Annotated in this window: 15 protein-coding genes and 1 pseudogene; 6 read left to right on the plus strand and 10 right to left on the minus strand. The window is 73.1% G+C overall.

The genetic code is table 11. From position 1 onward, the window contains the following. The 4 genes from ACZ44S_RS27355 to ACZ44S_RS27370 form a co-directional block, all read right to left on the minus strand. The coding region (locus ACZ44S_RS27355; RefSeq protein WP_466933498.1) for a Re/Si-specific NAD(P)(+) transhydrogenase subunit alpha at positions 1-830 on the minus strand (830 nt) is incomplete at its 3' end. A gap of 137 nt (positions 831-967) precedes the next feature. Next, positions 968-1,540 carry a TetR/AcrR family transcriptional regulator gene (locus ACZ44S_RS27360; RefSeq protein ID WP_466933500.1) on the minus strand — a complete coding sequence of 191 codons (573 nt, stop codon included), beginning with the start codon at positions 1,538-1,540 and terminating at the stop codon, positions 968-970. A 71-nt stretch (positions 1,541-1,611) separates the two neighbouring features. Beyond that, positions 1,612-2,325: a metal-dependent transcriptional regulator gene (locus tag ACZ44S_RS27365; RefSeq protein WP_466933502.1), complete on the minus strand. Its 714-nt coding sequence runs from the start codon at positions 2,323-2,325 to the stop codon at positions 1,612-1,614. Positions 2,326-2,333: 8 nt separating this feature from the next. Next, on the minus strand, positions 2,334-2,867 hold the full coding sequence (locus tag ACZ44S_RS27370; protein WP_466933504.1) for a YbhB/YbcL family Raf kinase inhibitor-like protein: 534 nt from the start codon (positions 2,865-2,867) through the stop codon (positions 2,334-2,336). Positions 2,868-3,016: 149 nt separating this feature from the next. On the opposite strand from ACZ44S_RS27370, the gene ACZ44S_RS27375 reads away from it, so the two are divergent. Next, positions 3,017-3,691 carry a GntR family transcriptional regulator gene (locus tag ACZ44S_RS27375; RefSeq protein ID WP_466933506.1) on the plus strand — a complete coding sequence of 225 codons (675 nt, stop codon included), beginning with the start codon at positions 3,017-3,019 and terminating at the stop codon, positions 3,689-3,691. 49 nt (positions 3,692-3,740) lie between these two features. Here ACZ44S_RS27375 and ACZ44S_RS27380 read toward each other — a convergent pair whose 3' ends face one another. From ACZ44S_RS27380 to ACZ44S_RS27390, 3 genes are all read right to left on the minus strand, one after another. Further along, the gene (locus tag ACZ44S_RS27380; RefSeq protein WP_466933507.1) at positions 3,741-6,194 is read right to left on the minus strand and encodes a phosphocholine-specific phospholipase C; all 2,454 of its coding nucleotides are present in this window, start codon (positions 6,192-6,194) and stop codon (positions 3,741-3,743) included. A 170-nt stretch (positions 6,195-6,364) separates the two neighbouring features. Continuing rightward, positions 6,365-7,402 (minus strand): CU044_5270 family protein, encoded by a 1,038-nt coding sequence (locus tag ACZ44S_RS27385; protein ID WP_466933509.1) that lies wholly within the window; start codon positions 7,400-7,402, stop codon positions 6,365-6,367. Next, a complete protein-coding gene (locus ACZ44S_RS27390) occupies positions 7,399-8,004 on the minus strand; it encodes an RNA polymerase sigma factor (protein WP_466933755.1) in 606 nt (201 codons plus the stop codon). The genes ACZ44S_RS27385 and ACZ44S_RS27390 overlap by 4 nt, the downstream gene beginning before the upstream one ends. 74 nt (positions 8,005-8,078) lie before the next feature. Here ACZ44S_RS27390 and ACZ44S_RS27395 point away from each other — a divergent pair. Then, a pseudogene (locus ACZ44S_RS27395) lies at positions 8,079-8,543 on the plus strand (KR domain-containing protein); the annotation flags it as partial. A gap of 41 nt (positions 8,544-8,584) precedes the next feature. Here ACZ44S_RS27395 and ACZ44S_RS27400 read toward each other — a convergent pair. After that, on the minus strand, positions 8,585-8,824 hold the full coding sequence (locus ACZ44S_RS27400) for a hypothetical protein (protein WP_466933511.1): 240 nt from the start codon (positions 8,822-8,824) through the stop codon (positions 8,585-8,587). Between the two features lie 183 nt (positions 8,825-9,007). On the opposite strand from ACZ44S_RS27400, the gene ACZ44S_RS27405 reads away from it, so the two are divergent. After that, entirely contained in the window at positions 9,008-10,297 is a 1,290-nt protein-coding gene (locus ACZ44S_RS27405; protein ID WP_466933513.1) for a sensor histidine kinase, read from the plus strand. Then, a complete protein-coding gene (locus ACZ44S_RS27410; protein WP_466933515.1) occupies positions 10,285-10,941 on the plus strand; it encodes a response regulator in 657 nt (218 codons plus the stop codon). Before ACZ44S_RS27405 ends, ACZ44S_RS27410 begins: the two co-directional genes overlap by 13 nt. A gap of 11 nt (positions 10,942-10,952) precedes the next feature. Here the strand turns inward: ACZ44S_RS27410 and ACZ44S_RS27415 are convergent, their stop codons facing one another. Further along, positions 10,953-12,053 (minus strand): YeiH family protein, encoded by a 1,101-nt coding sequence (locus tag ACZ44S_RS27415; protein WP_466933517.1) that lies wholly within the window; start codon positions 12,051-12,053, stop codon positions 10,953-10,955. Positions 12,054-12,240: 187 nt separating this feature from the next. Between ACZ44S_RS27415 and ACZ44S_RS27420 the strand changes: the two genes are divergently transcribed. Continuing rightward, positions 12,241-13,449, plus strand: a complete 1,209-nt coding sequence (locus ACZ44S_RS27420; RefSeq protein WP_466933519.1) for a DUF2235 domain-containing protein — start codon at positions 12,241-12,243, stop codon at positions 13,447-13,449. A 219-nt stretch (positions 13,450-13,668) separates the two neighbouring features. Beyond that, a complete protein-coding gene (locus tag ACZ44S_RS27425; RefSeq protein WP_373287922.1) occupies positions 13,669-13,746 on the plus strand; it encodes a 50S ribosomal protein bL37 in 78 nt (25 codons plus the stop codon). Between the two features lie 17 nt (positions 13,747-13,763). On the opposite strand, the gene ACZ44S_RS27430 is transcribed toward ACZ44S_RS27425, so the two are convergent. Then, on the minus strand, positions 13,764-14,378 hold the full coding sequence (locus ACZ44S_RS27430) for a dihydrofolate reductase family protein (protein WP_466933521.1): 615 nt from the start codon (positions 14,376-14,378) through the stop codon (positions 13,764-13,766). Positions 14,379-14,391 lie beyond the last annotated feature (13 nt).

Below are 14,391 nucleotides of genomic sequence, written 5' to 3' on the forward strand. Positions count from 1 at the left end.
GCGGTCAGCAGGCGCGGCGCGGGGCGGCCGGGGATCAGGGCCGTGGTGATGACGATGTCCACCTCCCGGGCCTGCTCGTGGTAGAGCTCGGCCGCGGCCCGGTCGTAGTCGGCGGTGGTTTCCCTGGCGTAGCCGTCGGTGCTCGTCTCGTGGGCCGTGTTCACCGCGAGGTATTCGCCGCCCAGGGATTTCACCTGGTCGGCGACCTCGGGCCGCGGGTCGGTGGCGCGGACGACGGCCCCGAGGCTGGATGCGGCCCCGATGGCGGCGAGTCCGGCGACGCCGGCTCCGGCGACGAGAACCTTCGCCGGGGGAACCTTGCCCGCGGCGGTGACCTGCCCGGTGAAGAAGCGTCCGAAGACGTGGGCGGCCTCGATCACCGCGCGGTAGCCCGCGATGTTCGCCATCGAGCTGAGTACGTCCATCGACTGCGCCCGCGAGATGCGGGGCACCGCGTCGAGGGCGAGCACCGTCACCCCGCGCGCGGCGAGTTCCTCCAGCAGCTCCGGCCGCTGGGCCGGGGAGATCAGGGACACCAGGGTCGCGCCACTGCGCAGTCCGGCGATCTCCTCGGTGGACGGCGCGTTGATCTTCAGCACGACATCCGCGTTCCAGGCCTCGCCGATGCTCGCCCCCGCCTGTGCGTAGGCTTCGTCGCCGTAGCCGGCGGCGGCACCGGCTCCCGACTCGACGACGGTCTCGTATCCGAGGCCGTGCAGCAGGCGTACGGTCGCGGGGGTCGCGGCGACGCGCGTCTCCCCGGGGGTGGATTCGGTGACGACACCGATGCGTCGGGGCGGATGCGGGTGCGCGGGGTGTTGCGCAGACATATGTGGTCCCCTCGTAAAGGCGTTGGTGGACACGGTGATACGGGATATGCCGACCCCTGGGAAGGGTGGGGCGGGAAGGCGCCCGTATGCAGGCCGTACCCGGCCACCGCGGCGTCACGCTTCGGGGGTGCGGCCGGTCAGGAGGTGGTCGGCCAGGTGCGCAGGAGGGTGTCCAGCGCGTCGAGGATCTCGGTCCAGCTCTCCTGCGAGTCGGGGGAACTGTGGCTGAACGCTCCGGCACCTTCCAGGCCGACGAAACCGCTGAACACGCTGCCCAGAAGGCGCACGGCGTGGGTCTGGTGCGGTTCGGCCAGATGGTATCCGCGCAGGATCGCCCGTGACATCCGGGCGTGCCGCACACCGGCGCTGGAGGCGGCCGCCTCCGGGCTGAGCGGGAACCGGGTGGCGGCGAAGCGGCCCGGGTGCTTGTGGGCGTAGTCGCGGTAGGCGTTCGCGAACGCGGTCAGCGCGTCCTTGCCTGCCCGGCCGGCCACCGCGGCGGACACCAGGTCGGCCAGTTCCTCCAGGGCGAGCAGCGCGATCCTGGTCTTCAGGTCGTGGGCGTTCCTCACGTGCGAGTACAGGCTCGCGGTCCTGACGCCGAAGCGCCGGGCCAGCTCCGAGGGGGTGGTCTGCTCGAAACCGATCTCGTCGGCCATCTCCGCCCCCGCCTTGACCAGGCGTTCCGTGGTCAGCCCCGCGCGTGCCACACCCGTTTCCTCCGCGTCGTTGTTCGAGTCATCCCTGGGACATCATGCGCTTTCCTAATCCGTTTAGGCAATTACCGTGCGGGGTGTGACGGGGAGCGCCGCGCCACGAAGACGTGCGCCGCGGTCCTCGGTGACAGTTCGGCGGGTTCTCCTCCGTCGCCGACCCGCACGCCGTCCGGGGCGCGCGTCACCTGCACGGCCGCGCCGGGCCGCACTCCGGCGTGCCACAGGGTACGCATCAGCCGCGGGTCGGTCTGGATCGGCTCGCCGATGCGCCGAACGACGGCTCTCGCGCCGTCCGGCCCCGGGTCCAGCCGGGTGAGGCTGACGGTACCCTCGCCGGGGAGCGGATCCGCGGGTGCCTTCCCACCGAGCTCCTCAAGTGCGGGGATCGGGTTGCCGTAGGGGGACCGGGTCGGGTTCCGCAGGAGTTCCAGGACGCGGCGCTCGACGGCCTCGCTCATCACGTGCTCCCAGCGGCAGGCCTCCGCGTGGGCCTGCGCCCACTCCAGGCCGATCACATCGACCAGGAGGCACTCCGCCAGCCGGTGCTTGCGCATCACGCGCGCGGCCAAGAGGCGGCCCTCCTCGGTCAGTTCGAGATGCCGGTCGGCGGCGACCCGCAGCAGACCGTCGCGCTCCATGCGCGCGACGGTCTGGCTGACGGTGGGACCGCTCTGGTCCAGGCTCTCGGCGATCCGGGCCCGCAGCGGGGTCACGCCTTCCTCCTCCAGCTCGAGGACGGTGCGGAGATACATCTCCGTGGTGTCGATCAGGCGTGACATGGCGCTCGTCAGGCCGGGGTTTCGGCTGTGGCGGTCAGGACCGCGCGGCCGAGGATGTGGCCGGTCATCGTGAAGCCGAGGACGGCGGGGGTGGTGTCGGCGGGTATGCCGACGGTCTCGACATCGAGGGCGTGCACGACGACGAAGTAGCGGTGACGGCCGTGGCCCGCGGGCGGGGCCGCGCCGAGGTAGCGGGCGGCGCGGGCGTCGTTGGGCAGTTGGAAGGCGCCCTCGGGCAGACCGGAGCCGGTGTCGTCGCCGGCGCCTTCGGGGAGCGAGGTGACGGTGGCGGGGATGTCGGCGACCGCCCAGTGCCAGAACCCGGAGCCGGTGGGGGCGTCGGGGTCGTAGACGGTGACGGCGTAGCTCTTCGTGCCGTCCGGGGCGCCGCTCCAGGAGAGCTGCGGGGAGATGTCCGCGCCGCCGGGGACGCCGGAGGCGAACTGCGCGGGCGGCCAGGGGTCGCCGTCGGTGACCGTGGTGCTCGTGACGGTGAAGGGGGCCGCCTCGGGGAGGCGGGCGAAGGGGTTGTTCGCGGTCATCGCGTCGTTCCTTTCATGACGGTGCCGGAGTGGCACTGCGCGTGGGCCGATGGAGGAACGCGGCGTGCTGCGGGCGCCGTTCGCCGTCGACCTGCAATCGACCATAACACTGATAATCGATTATCAAAGGAATCGTCTATGCTGCCTCCATGACTGACACGGCCTCCACCCCGGCCCCGACGGGCAAGCGGATGCTCTCCGAGCAGGTCCACGCGCAACTGCGGGACGCGATCATGCGGGGGGACCACTCCCCCGGCGACGCCCTGAAACCGCAGGACCTCGCGAAGGAGCGGGGCGTGAGCCTGGCCGTCGTGCGCGAGGCGCTCGTGCGACTGGTCGGTGAGGGCCTCGCCGACCGGCTGCCCAACCGCGGTTTCGCCGTTCCGGACTTCTCCGACCGGCGCTGGCAGGAGATCGCGGAGGCCCGCCGCACGATCGAACCGGTGGTGCTGCGCCTGTCCGTCGAGCGCGGTGACGTCGACTGGGAGGCGCGCGTACGGGCCGCCCATCACCGTCTCGCCCGGACACCGGCGTACGAACCGGAAGAGGGCGAGCACTACAGCGAGGCCTGGGCCGAGGCACACCGGGTCTTCCACCGGACGCTGCTGGAAGGGTGCGGCAACCCCGTGCTGCTGGAGACCTTCGACCGGATGTGGACCGCCGGCGAACTGGCGCGCCGCTGGTCGGCACAGCGCACCCCCGGCCGCGACGGGACCGGCGAACACCGCCGCCTGGAGGAGGCCGCGCTGGCCCGCGACGCCGATGCCGCCGCCGAGTTGCTGGTCCGGCACCTCACGCTGACCGCGGAGGGCCTGACCGGCTGAGAGCACTCCCTGCCGGTACGGCCGGGCGGGCCCGCCGGACCGGCCGGCGTCAGGTCACGGCAGGGGTGACCTCGGTGTGCACGCGTGTGTCGGCGAGCCGGAGCAGCCCGCCGCCCCGCGCGTATGCGGTGACGACCAGCCGGCCTGCGGTGGCGTCGCGGGAGGGGGTGACGGTGAAGCGCACGTCGGCCGCGGCTCCGGCCGCGAGCGTCGCGGGGGTCGTACCGGTCCGTTCGACGGTCCAGCCGGGCGGGGCGGTCAGCGCGGCGGTGAGGCCGTCGAGCCGGTCGCGGCTCCCGTTCCGCAGGGTGATCACGACCTCGGCCCGGTGGCCCTGGAGGAACGGCGTGTTCCGGGTGGGCGAGGGCTCGGGCAGGCCGATGGCCGCGGCGAGTGCGGGGGGTGCGCCGGTCGCCGGGTCGCTCACGCCGGGACCGTCGTGGGGCAGGCGGCCGGTCATGCGGCGCAGGAAGGCCGGGTCGTCGCGGTCGACGACCACGATGTCGTACCAGCCGTGGTCCGCCGGGCGCAGCCGCACCGTGCGGGACGCGCCGGGCCGGAGGGTGACGCTGTGCACGTGGTCGCCGTCGCCGCGGGAGTGGGCCGACTCGCCGACCAGGAGTCTTCGGGTGGTGGCGGACGGGTTGGAGCACACGATCCGCACATGGCGTGCGGTCGGGCGGCCGGCGAGGTGTGCCTCGGCGCCCACGCCGGTGCCGCGCAGCTCCCAGACGGACCAGCCGGGAGCGTGCACCTGGAGGTCGTATCCGGCGTCGCCGTACTCGACCGTGTGGTCGGCTCTGTCGCGGGCGGGCACGGTCCAGGTGCGCGGGGCGGTGCCGTCACCGGGACAGGCGGTGAACCAGGCACCGGCGGAGCCGTCGTTGCCGAGCCGGAGGCGGACACCGGCGGGGGTGACGTCCGGGCGCAGGAACAGCCGGTACGGCAGGGGGCGGGTCCGTCGCGTGCCGGGCTCCTGCTCGGGGAGCGCCTGGTCCGGGGGCGGAACGGGGTTCCAGCGGCCGACCGGCGCCGGTACCGGTCCGGGCTGCTCGACCTCGGGTCGGCGGTGGCCCCGGTGGAAGTCGAAGGCGGAGGTCAGGTCGCCGAACACGCTGCGGCGCCAGGCGCTGATGTTGGGCTCCCGGACGCCGGTCCACTTCTCCAGGAACCGGATGACCGAGGTGTGGTCGAACGCCTCGGAGCTCACGAATCCGCCCACCGTCCAGGGCGACACGATCGTCATCGGCACCCGGGGGCCGGGGCCGACCGGTCTGCCCTGGTACCAGTCCTCGTCGTTGCCGGAGGCCGGCCGGGGCGCCACCGGGGCCGGCACATGGTCGAAGTAGCCGTCGTTCTCGTCGAAGTTGATGAACAGCACCGTCCTCGACCAGGTCTCCGGGTCGCTCGCGACGGCGTCGAGGAGGTCGTACACCAGGTTGGCGCTGCCGACGGGGGTGGAGCTGCTGGGGTGCTCGGAGAGTGCGGCCGTCGGGACCACCCAGCTGACCCGCGGCAGAGTGCCCTTGTCGATGTCGGACCTGATGCGCCGGATGAGCGTGTCGGGCTCGGAGCGGTGGGCGCCGCGCAGGAAGAGCCGGCGTTCGGCCTCCGTCAGGGCGTCGATACCCCTCTGGAACCCGGCCAGTTCGGCCTCGCGCTGTTCCGGGCTCTTGCGCAGCAGGCTGTCGTAGAACTGCTCGGTGGTGGCGTACCGGCCGCCGGCCTCGGCGAGGATCTTCCGGCCGATCTCCTTCCAGGGCCGGAAGTACTCCACCGCGTTGTCCGTGAAGTTGTCCCACTCCTGGTAGATCTGCCAGGAGACGCCGGCGGCCTCCAGGCGCTCGGGGTACGTCGTCCAGGTGTAGCCGGCGTGGCCGGGGTCGTAGGCGGCGTTGGTGACGGCCCGCCCGCCGCCGTCCGGTTCGTCGCCGGTGGTACCGGTCCACAGGTAGTTGCGGTTGGGGTTGGTCGAGCCGTACACGGAGCAGAAGTAGGCGTCGCAGAGGGTGAAGCGGTCGGCGAGCTCGTACTGCAGCGGGATGTCGCGCCGGTCGTAGAAGGCCATGGTGCTCTGCGTCTTGGCGGCCACCCAGTCGTTCCACCAGCCGTTCGCCCGGGCCTGGCCGGCGTCGTCGAAGCCGTGTGCGAGCGCGCCCAGGTACTGGATGTCGCTCTCCGGGCGGCCCGCGTCGACCGCCGCCCGGCGGGCGGAGAACGGCAGGACCGCGCCGCCCGCGGGCCGCGGCTGCTCGAAGACGCCGGCCCCCGAGGGCAGACGCAGCGGGGTACGGTCGCGGAAGCCGCGCACTCCCCGCAGGGTGCCGAAGTAGTGGTCGAAGGAGCGGTTCTCCTGCATCAGGACGATCACATGCTCGACGGCGCGCAGACCACCGCGCGGCATCGGCGCGGCCATCGCCTCGTGCAGCGACGGGGGCAGGAAGGAGCCCGCGGCCCCAACGGCGAGCGTGCCGAGAACCGTGCGGCGGGAAACGTCAGCCATGCGGGGGACGCTACGGCGCGTGCGCCGCACGACGGAACCCCGTACCCCGCCATTTCGCCGGCCGTTCACCGGACGGCATCGGCTGTTCCGCCGCCGGTGCGGGCCGCCGTGGAGGGTGGTCGCCGGCGACGGCGTCGCGACCACACTCCACGGCGACGACCGGTCGGCCGCTATGCCTTCGTGCCGTCAGGCCGCCGGCCGGCCTCGTCGACGACGGCGCTCTGCAGCAGGGCCGAACTGTCCAGGAGCGTTCCGGCCTTGCCGTACGGAGTGTCCTTCGTGAGTCGGCTGCGGTGGCCCAGGTAGGAGAAGTCCCGCCGGTCGAAGACCCACTCGGTGTACACACCGTTCCGCTCGTCGCTCCGGGCGATGCCCAGGCCCCGGCGGCCGAGGGCGTCCTCGGCCTGCGGGGCCTCGGTGACACCGGGGATCTTCGCCGCCGCCCGGTAGAGGGCGGCGGCCGTACGCGGCGGCATCACCTGGCCGAGGAGGTCTCCGATCTGCTCGAAGACGGCCTGGTCGCGTTGCCTGCCCTCGATCCGAGGGGTCTTGGCGTACAGGTGGTCCAGCAGCCGGTCGGGGTCCGTCGGCAGGGAGCTGAGCCACTGGTAGGTGGGACGGCTGAACCCGGCCGGCGTGCCGCCCGTGTCGCCGAGTTCGGCGTTGAGAGGCATGGTCTCGCCGCCGCTCCGGATGAGGCCGAGCTTCTTGAGGGGGCCGGGTTCCTGGGAGAGCCACAGCTCATGGTCCTCCAGCGGGCCGACGACGGCCTTTCCACTGCTCAGGTCCGCGGCGCGGATCCTGGTCGCCGAGTAGGAGAACTGGTCGTCGCGCACAGTGGGGGCCTCACGCCTGCCCGCGGCCTCGGAGATCTGCCGGAGCAGGGCGGCGGCGGGCCGCATGTCCGCGGCCGCGCCGGCATCCGTTCCGGCGGGCGGCTCGCCGTCGTTCAGGGCTATCCCCGCGGTGAGCAGGCCGGCCAGGGCCAGCGCGGTCACCGGTCCGAGGAGCACGGGGCGGAGCAGCCGGCGGGGCGGCCGGGTGGGGTTGGCGGCCTGGTCGCGGTCGATCTGTCGCATCAAGAGGTCCTTGTGACGGAGGTACGTCGCGCTCGGAAGGTCCCAGTCGGCCGGGGCCGGCAGCAGACGGGCGATCTCGTCACGCTCGTCGGACGGCTCGGGGGAAGCGGAGTTCGTCCTGCCGTTCATGTGAGTTCCTTCCGCGCGGGCACGGTCGCGATCGCGGCCGCACTTGTCATCTCTCCGCGGGCGGTGGGCGGTTCCATGTTCTCCTCGGCGAGCCGGGCGAGCTTCTTGCGGGCGCGGGAGAGCCGGGACCGTACGGTGCCGACGGAGACGCCGAGCGCCTGTGCCGTCTGCCGGTAGTCCAGGCCGGACCAGACGCACAGGGCGAGCACCTCCCGTTCGTGACGGCGCAGCCGGTCCAGGGACGCCTGGACGGCGCGCAGCCGGCGCACGTCGTCGAGGCGCCCGGCCGCCTGCGGGGCGAAGTCCTCCATGGGGGCGGGCTGCGGCTGGCGTGCCAGGAAGAGCTGTCGTCGCCGGATGCTGCGCCGGGCGTTGTCCGCCTTGTGGGTGGCGATGCCGAGCAGCCACGGCAGCAGGGTGCCGCCGTCCTCCTGGACCTTGGCGCGGTTGCGCCACGCGGCCAGGAACGTCTCGGACATGATGTCCTCGGCCGTCGACCAGTCACCGGTCAGCCGCAGACCGTGGTTGTACACGGGGCCGGCGCAATCCTCGTACAGCTGGGCGAACGCCTCGCGGTCGCCTTCACGCACACGCCGCCGCAGCTCGTTGTCTGAGTCCCTCACACTTCGTTCTCTCCGTGACACCGGCGGCGTTCCGGTGACCCGCGTCACGCGGCGTGGGCGCCGGGGGCGCACGCCGCGGGCGTACGGACCTGCCGGGGGCCGTCCGGAGGCGTCTCGGCACCCTCTCACGAGGTCGTCGGCCGGATGCCGGACGCACCCCGAGGGCACGGACTCGCCGCCGAACCCGGCGAGTCGGGTGCGCGGGTCACGTCCGGACCGCGGACGTCGGCGACCGGGCGACGCGACGCTCGCCGCGCTGCTCGGTCCCGGTATCGGCGGCCCACCCGCCGGCCGGGGCGGCGCACAGCGCGGCGGTGGTGGACGACGGCATCGTCCCGGCGCTCAAGGCGCACCCGCTGGGGCGGATGCTGCGCCCCAGGGCGGACGCCGCTCTCGCGCTGCACGAGCCGGCCCGCGATCGCGATCCGGTGACGTTCGCGCTGTTCTGCCCGGTGGCGGGCGTCTTCGGCTCCGCCGGTCAGGCCGACCACGCGGCGGCCAACTGCGTGGTGGACGGATCACGCCCGCACCACCGCCCTCGCCGTCCGGCGAGGGCGGTTCACCGGCCGCCGCGCATGCGCCGTACGACGAGCAGCGTGACGCACAGTGCGGTGACCGCTCCGGCGGCCAGGTGCACGCCGATGTCGGCCCCGGTGTACGAGGCCACCGTGTTGCCGAGCACGCTGATGACGAGGACGGCCCAGAGCAGCGTGTGGGCCACTCCCCCGTCACCGGCGCCCGCCGGTGCGGTGCGGCGGCCGGGGGCCGGCGGGAGGTGGGAGGGGTCGGTGTGCGTCATGGCTGCTCCTTCGGGCGACGTGTGCGATCTCCTCGACGCTACGGAGCGGTACCGTGCGTGCCGATCCCTCGGGCCGCCGGATCGGCGGTACAGCAGGCTGTACTCTTCCTCGCTCGCGCTCGGCCCGCGGCACCTGCGGGCTTAGGGTGACTGGCGTATCGGCAGGCCGGCGAAAGGTGAGAGGTGGCCACCCGGCACAACGACAGTTCGGACGGCCGCTCCGGGCCCGGTGCGAGGGAGTCCTTCAAGGAGACCGTCGCGGGCGCCGCGTCCGCCGCGCTGGCCGCGCTCGGGCAACTCGTGGGTGGTCTCGGCACCGCGCTGCTCGCCCTGGTCCTCCTCGGCTTCCTCGTGGTGACGGCGGCGGCCTGCCTGGTGGGCGTGGGGCTGCTGATCGCTCCCGCCGTGCTGCGCGCCCTGCACGCGCTCGCCGGGCGGGAACGGGCCCGGCTCGCCCGCCACGGTGTGGACGTCGTCCCCCCGGAACCGTCGCCGACGCGGCTGCGGCCCGCCCTGGCCGACGCCGCCACCCGCCGTACGGCGGGCTGGCTGGCGGTGCATGCCACCTTCGGCCTGCTCCTCGGCCTCTGCGGACTGCTGCTGCCCATCGCCGCGGTCCGCGACACCGCCTTCCCGCTGCTGTGGCCGCTCGTCCCCGAGGACGCCACCAGCACCTCACTGGGTTTCGGTACCGCCGACTCCTGGGCGGAGGCGTCCGTGGTGCCCCTGCTCGGAGTGGGGTGGATCGCCATCATCCTCGGCCTGACGCCCCGCATGGCCCGCCTCCAGGCCCGGCCCGCGCTGCGCCTCCTGGCGGCGGGAGCCGACGCCGATCTTTCGCTGCGCATCGCCGAGTTGACCGCGACACGGGCCGCCGCGCTGGACGCGCACGCTGTCGAGCTTCGCCGGATCGAGCGCTCCCTGCACGACGGCACGCAGAACCGCCTCGTCACCGTGACCGTGCTGCTCGGCGCGGCGCGCCGCATGGTGGCCCGTGACCCCGCCGGTGCCGACGAGGTCCTCGAACGTGCCCAGTCCGCGGCCGAGCAGGCGCTGGCGGAACTGAGAGCCGTCGCGCGCGGCATCCTGCCGCCCGTGCTCGCCGACCGCGGGCTGGCGGGAGCGCTGTCCGGACTCGCCGCCCACTGCGCGGTTCCGTGCCGGACCGATGTCGAGCTGCCGGAGCGGTGCGCGGCGTCGGTCGAGGCGACCGCCTATTTCGTGGTGGCCGAGGCGCTCACCAACATCGCCAAGCACAGCGGCGCCACCCGGGCCACCGTCACCGTGCGCAGCCGGGGCGGCCGGCTCCTGCTGCGCGTCGAGGACGACGGCCGGGGCGGCGCCGACGAGACGGGCGGTTCCGGCCTGGCCGGCATCCGCCGCCGTATCGCGGCACACGACGGTGTGCTGCGCCTGACCAGTCCGCCCGGCGGACCGACAATCCTCGAGGTGGATGTTCCATGCGGATCGTGATGGCGGAGGACGACCCGTTGCTGCGGGAGGGGCTGGCCCTGTTGCTGCGGGCCGAGTCGCTGGACGTGGTCGCCAAGGTGGGCACGGCGCAGGAGGTCCTGGCCGCCATCGACACCCACCGGCCCGACGTCGCCATCCTCGACGTACGGATGCCGCCCACCCACACCGACGAGGGCATCCGCGCCGCCGTCGAGGCCCGGCGCCGTCACCCCCGGCTCGCCGTCCTGGTCCTGTCCGCCTACGTCGAGCAGAGCTTCGCCACCGATCTGCTCAGCGGCGGGGTCGGCGGGCTCGGCTATCTGCTCAAGGAGCGGGTCGGGCGGGTGGAGGAGTTCCTCGACGCCCTGCGGCGGGTGGCGGACGGGGGCACGGCCATCGACCCCGAGGTGGTCGCCCAGTTGTTCACCCGCTCGCGCCAGGACACCCGGCTGGAACGCCTCAGCCCGCGTGAGCGGGACGTACTGGCCCTGATGGCCGAGGGGTTGGGCAACACCGCCATCGCCGAGCGGCTCGTCGTCACCGACGGCGCCATCCACAAACACATCCGCAACATCTTCGCCAAACTGGACCTGGCACCCACCCAGCAGGTCGACCGCCGGGTCGCCGCGGTCCTGCACTACCTGGAGAACGCCCGGCGCGCCTGACGGCGCCCGCGTCACCGGGAGCCGGTCAGGTACTGCAGCAGAAGGCTGGTGGCGCAGACCACGGTCCACAGGCACGCTCCCAGCAGCAAGGGCCTGGCTCCCGCGCGGCGCAGCCCGCGCAGGTCGGTCATCAGGCCGATCGCGGAGAGGGCCACCGTGATGAGGAGGACGGCGAGCGTACCGAGGGCGGGGCGCAGCTGGTCGGGTACGAGTCCGAGGGTGCTGCCCAGCGCGGTGAGCAGGAACCCGACGAGGAACCAGGGCACCGACCCGGCGGCGTTCTTGAGGGTGGCGCGGCGGGAGCGGGCGACGCCGCCCGCGGCGGCGGTGCGGCGTCTGGCCAGTGCGGCCAGCCACAGGCAGACCGGAATGATCAGAAGGGTGCGGGTGAGCTTGACGACGACCGCGTACTGGCCGGCCTCGTCGCCGTAGGCGGCGGACGCGGCGACGACGGAGGACATGTCGTTGACGGCGGTACCGGCGAAAAGCCCGAAGCCCTGCTGGCTCAGGTCCAGCAGATGCCCCAGGAAGGGGAGGACGAGCACGGCCGCGATGTTGAACAGGAAGATCGTCGACACCGCGTAGGCGACCTCGGCGCTCGCGGCTCCGATGACCGGTGTGACCGCCGCTATCGCGGAAGCACCGCAGATGCCGGTGCCCACACCGATGAGGGTGCGCAGGTCACGCCCCATGCCCAGCAGACGTCCGACGAGGCAGGCGGCCACCAGGCAGGACGCCAGCGAGCCCAGCATGACCGGCAGGGAGCTGCCGCCGACCCGCACGACCTGGGTCAGCGACAGCTGACACCCGAGCAGCACGACCGCCGGTTGCAGTACGGATCGGCCGGCCGTGGCGAGACCGGGCTGGAGGCACCTGCCGGGACGGCGCACCGCCGCCAGCACGACACCGATGACCATGCCCGCCACCGGGCCCCCGACCAGGGGGAACCATGTCCCGGCGACGGTCGCCACCACCGCCACGGCCCCGGCGAGCACCAGCCCCGGCACGCGCCCGCCCCATCGCGGCGGCTTTGTCGTCCGGAGCGCGCCGGTCGTGCGCACCGGGGCCGCCCCGGACCGGACGGAAACCGCACTGCTCGTGTCGTGACTCATGGCGCCCACTGTTTCGGCCCTCCGACCGGGCCGGTAGCCCTGTCCTGGTGAGGAGCTCATAAGCCGAGGCAATGACCGGGCGGACCCAGCCGCCGCGCGGAGCCGCCGCGTTGGCGTGGTGTGCCCGGGGGTGCCACGCTGGAAGTGGTGCTGTGGGCCGCTCCGCTCTCGCCAGGAGGGATGGATCATGGCCAAGCGTCTGGTCGTCTGCTGCGACGGCACCTGGAACTTCGCGGACCAACCGAGCAAGACCAACGTCGCGAAGATCGCCCTGTCCGTGCGCCCGGGAACCGTCGCCGGGAAGGAGCAGCGCGTCTACTACCACAGCGGTGTCGGTACCCACCGGTGGGAGCGTCTGCGCGGCGGGGCGTTCGGGGTGGGGCTGTCCCGGAACGTGGTGGACGCCTACCGGTTCCTCGTCGAGACGTACGAGCCCGACGACGACCTGTTCCTCTTCGGTTTCAGCCGCGGTGCGTACACCGCCCGCAGCCTGGCCGGGCTGGTGCGCAACAGCGGCATTCTGCGCAGGGATCACGCCGACCGGATCCCGGAGGCATGGGCTCTCTACCGTGACCGGATCGAGCAGCCGAACGGCGCGGCCGCCACGCTGTTCCGCCGCTCCTACGCTCGTGAATCGGAGATCGGGTTCATCGGGGTGTGGGACACGGTCGGCGCCCTGGGCATCCCCGTTCCGGGCACCGTCCGGCTGCAGCCGGCGGCGCGGCGGTTCAACCACCGGTGGTCGTTCCACGACACCGAGCTGAGCAGCTGGGTCCGCGCGGCCTTCCACGCTTTGGCCGTGGACGAGCAGCGCTCGGCGTTCCGCCCGGCCCTGTGGCACCAGCATCCGGGCGCCGACGCGCAGGGCCAGGAGCTGAAGCAGGTGTGGTTCGCCGGGGTCCACTGCGATGTGGGGGGCGGCTATGCGCAGACGGGGCTGTCCGACATCACGCTGCTGTGGATGGTCGACCAGGCCCGCCGGCACGGGTTGAAGTTCGACGCCGATGTGCTCGGCCCGGAGGGGCCCCGGGTGATGGCGCCTCAGGAACGTGTCGACTTCCGCGTGCGGCCGGACGGTTCGGGCCCGGTCCATGCCTCGCGGAAGGGGATGTACCGGCTGTCCCCGCCGCTGCACCGGCCCCTCGGGGAGGCGGTGAACGACAAGGGTGAACCCGACGGGAACGAGTATCTGGCCGTGCCCGCCAAGGAACGCCACGACCGGGACACCGGTTACCGGCCGCCGGGGCTGGAGCGCTACCTGGGCAGGCAGGACCGGGTCCGGCTGGAGCCCGTGCTGCTGCCTGGCCTCTTAGCGAGCCTGCCGCCCCTGCCTCCGGCCGCGTCCGGCCCGGAAGCGGCGGCCGACGACCACGACCGGCTCCACCGGGCCCCGTGAGTGCGCTGCGGATACCTTTGCGCAGCGTTCTGCCGGCATGGCCGGTTCACGCTCATGAACTGGCTCGCCCGTGCCTGCGTCCCTCCCCTCCATGTCGGCATTCTCGGCGGCCGAGGCCCGGGTCGACGCCGTGATCTCATGGTGGCCCGTGAGTCGCGACGTCCGCGGCCCGGGGGAACAATGGGCCGTGGTTCCATCGCCGAGACAAGGGAGACGCGGATGTCCTCGAAGAGGCGCCGGAAGAAGAAGTCGCGCCGCAAGCACGCGGCGAACCACGGTAAGCGGCCGCAGTCCTGATCCACCCCGCGCCGGCGTCAGCGGACGTCGTACGTGAGGTGGGTGACGGTGCTGGTGGGCGTCACGGCATGTTGCACCAGCGTGCGCGGAGCGGTGCCGGTGAACAGCGGTGTCCCGGAGCCCAGGACCACCGGCGCCAGGTGCAGCGTCAGTTCGTCGACCAGCCCCGCGGCCAGTGCCGAGCCGACGGTGGCGCCGCCGCCCATGAGCACCACGTCGAGGTCCTCGCCACGGTCCGCAGAGGCCGCTTCCGCCATCGCCCGTGCGGTGGTGACGGCGTCGGTCGGCCCGGTCGTGACGAAGGTCCAGTCGAGGCCGGTGAGGCGCACGGACCGTGGCGGCTCACTCGTCATGACGACGAACGCCGGTTTTCCGACCTCGCCGGCCCCGTAGCCGGTCGTGTCGTCCCAGCCGTGCGGCCCGTCGACCACGTCGAAGAGGCGACGGCCGAGGACGACGGCCCCTGAACGGGCGGTCGCCTCGCGCAGGACGCGGCGGTCCTCGGGGTCGTCGGAGAAGGCCCAGGTGTGCAGGGCCTCGCCACCGGTGCCCAGGCCGTTGTCCGGGCCTGCGTCCGGGCCGGTGACGAAGCCGTCGAGTGAGACGGAGATGTCTGCGATGATGCGTGTCATACCTGTGCAGACT

The sequence above is a fragment of the Streptomyces malachitofuscus genome, from assembly GCF_055571035.1.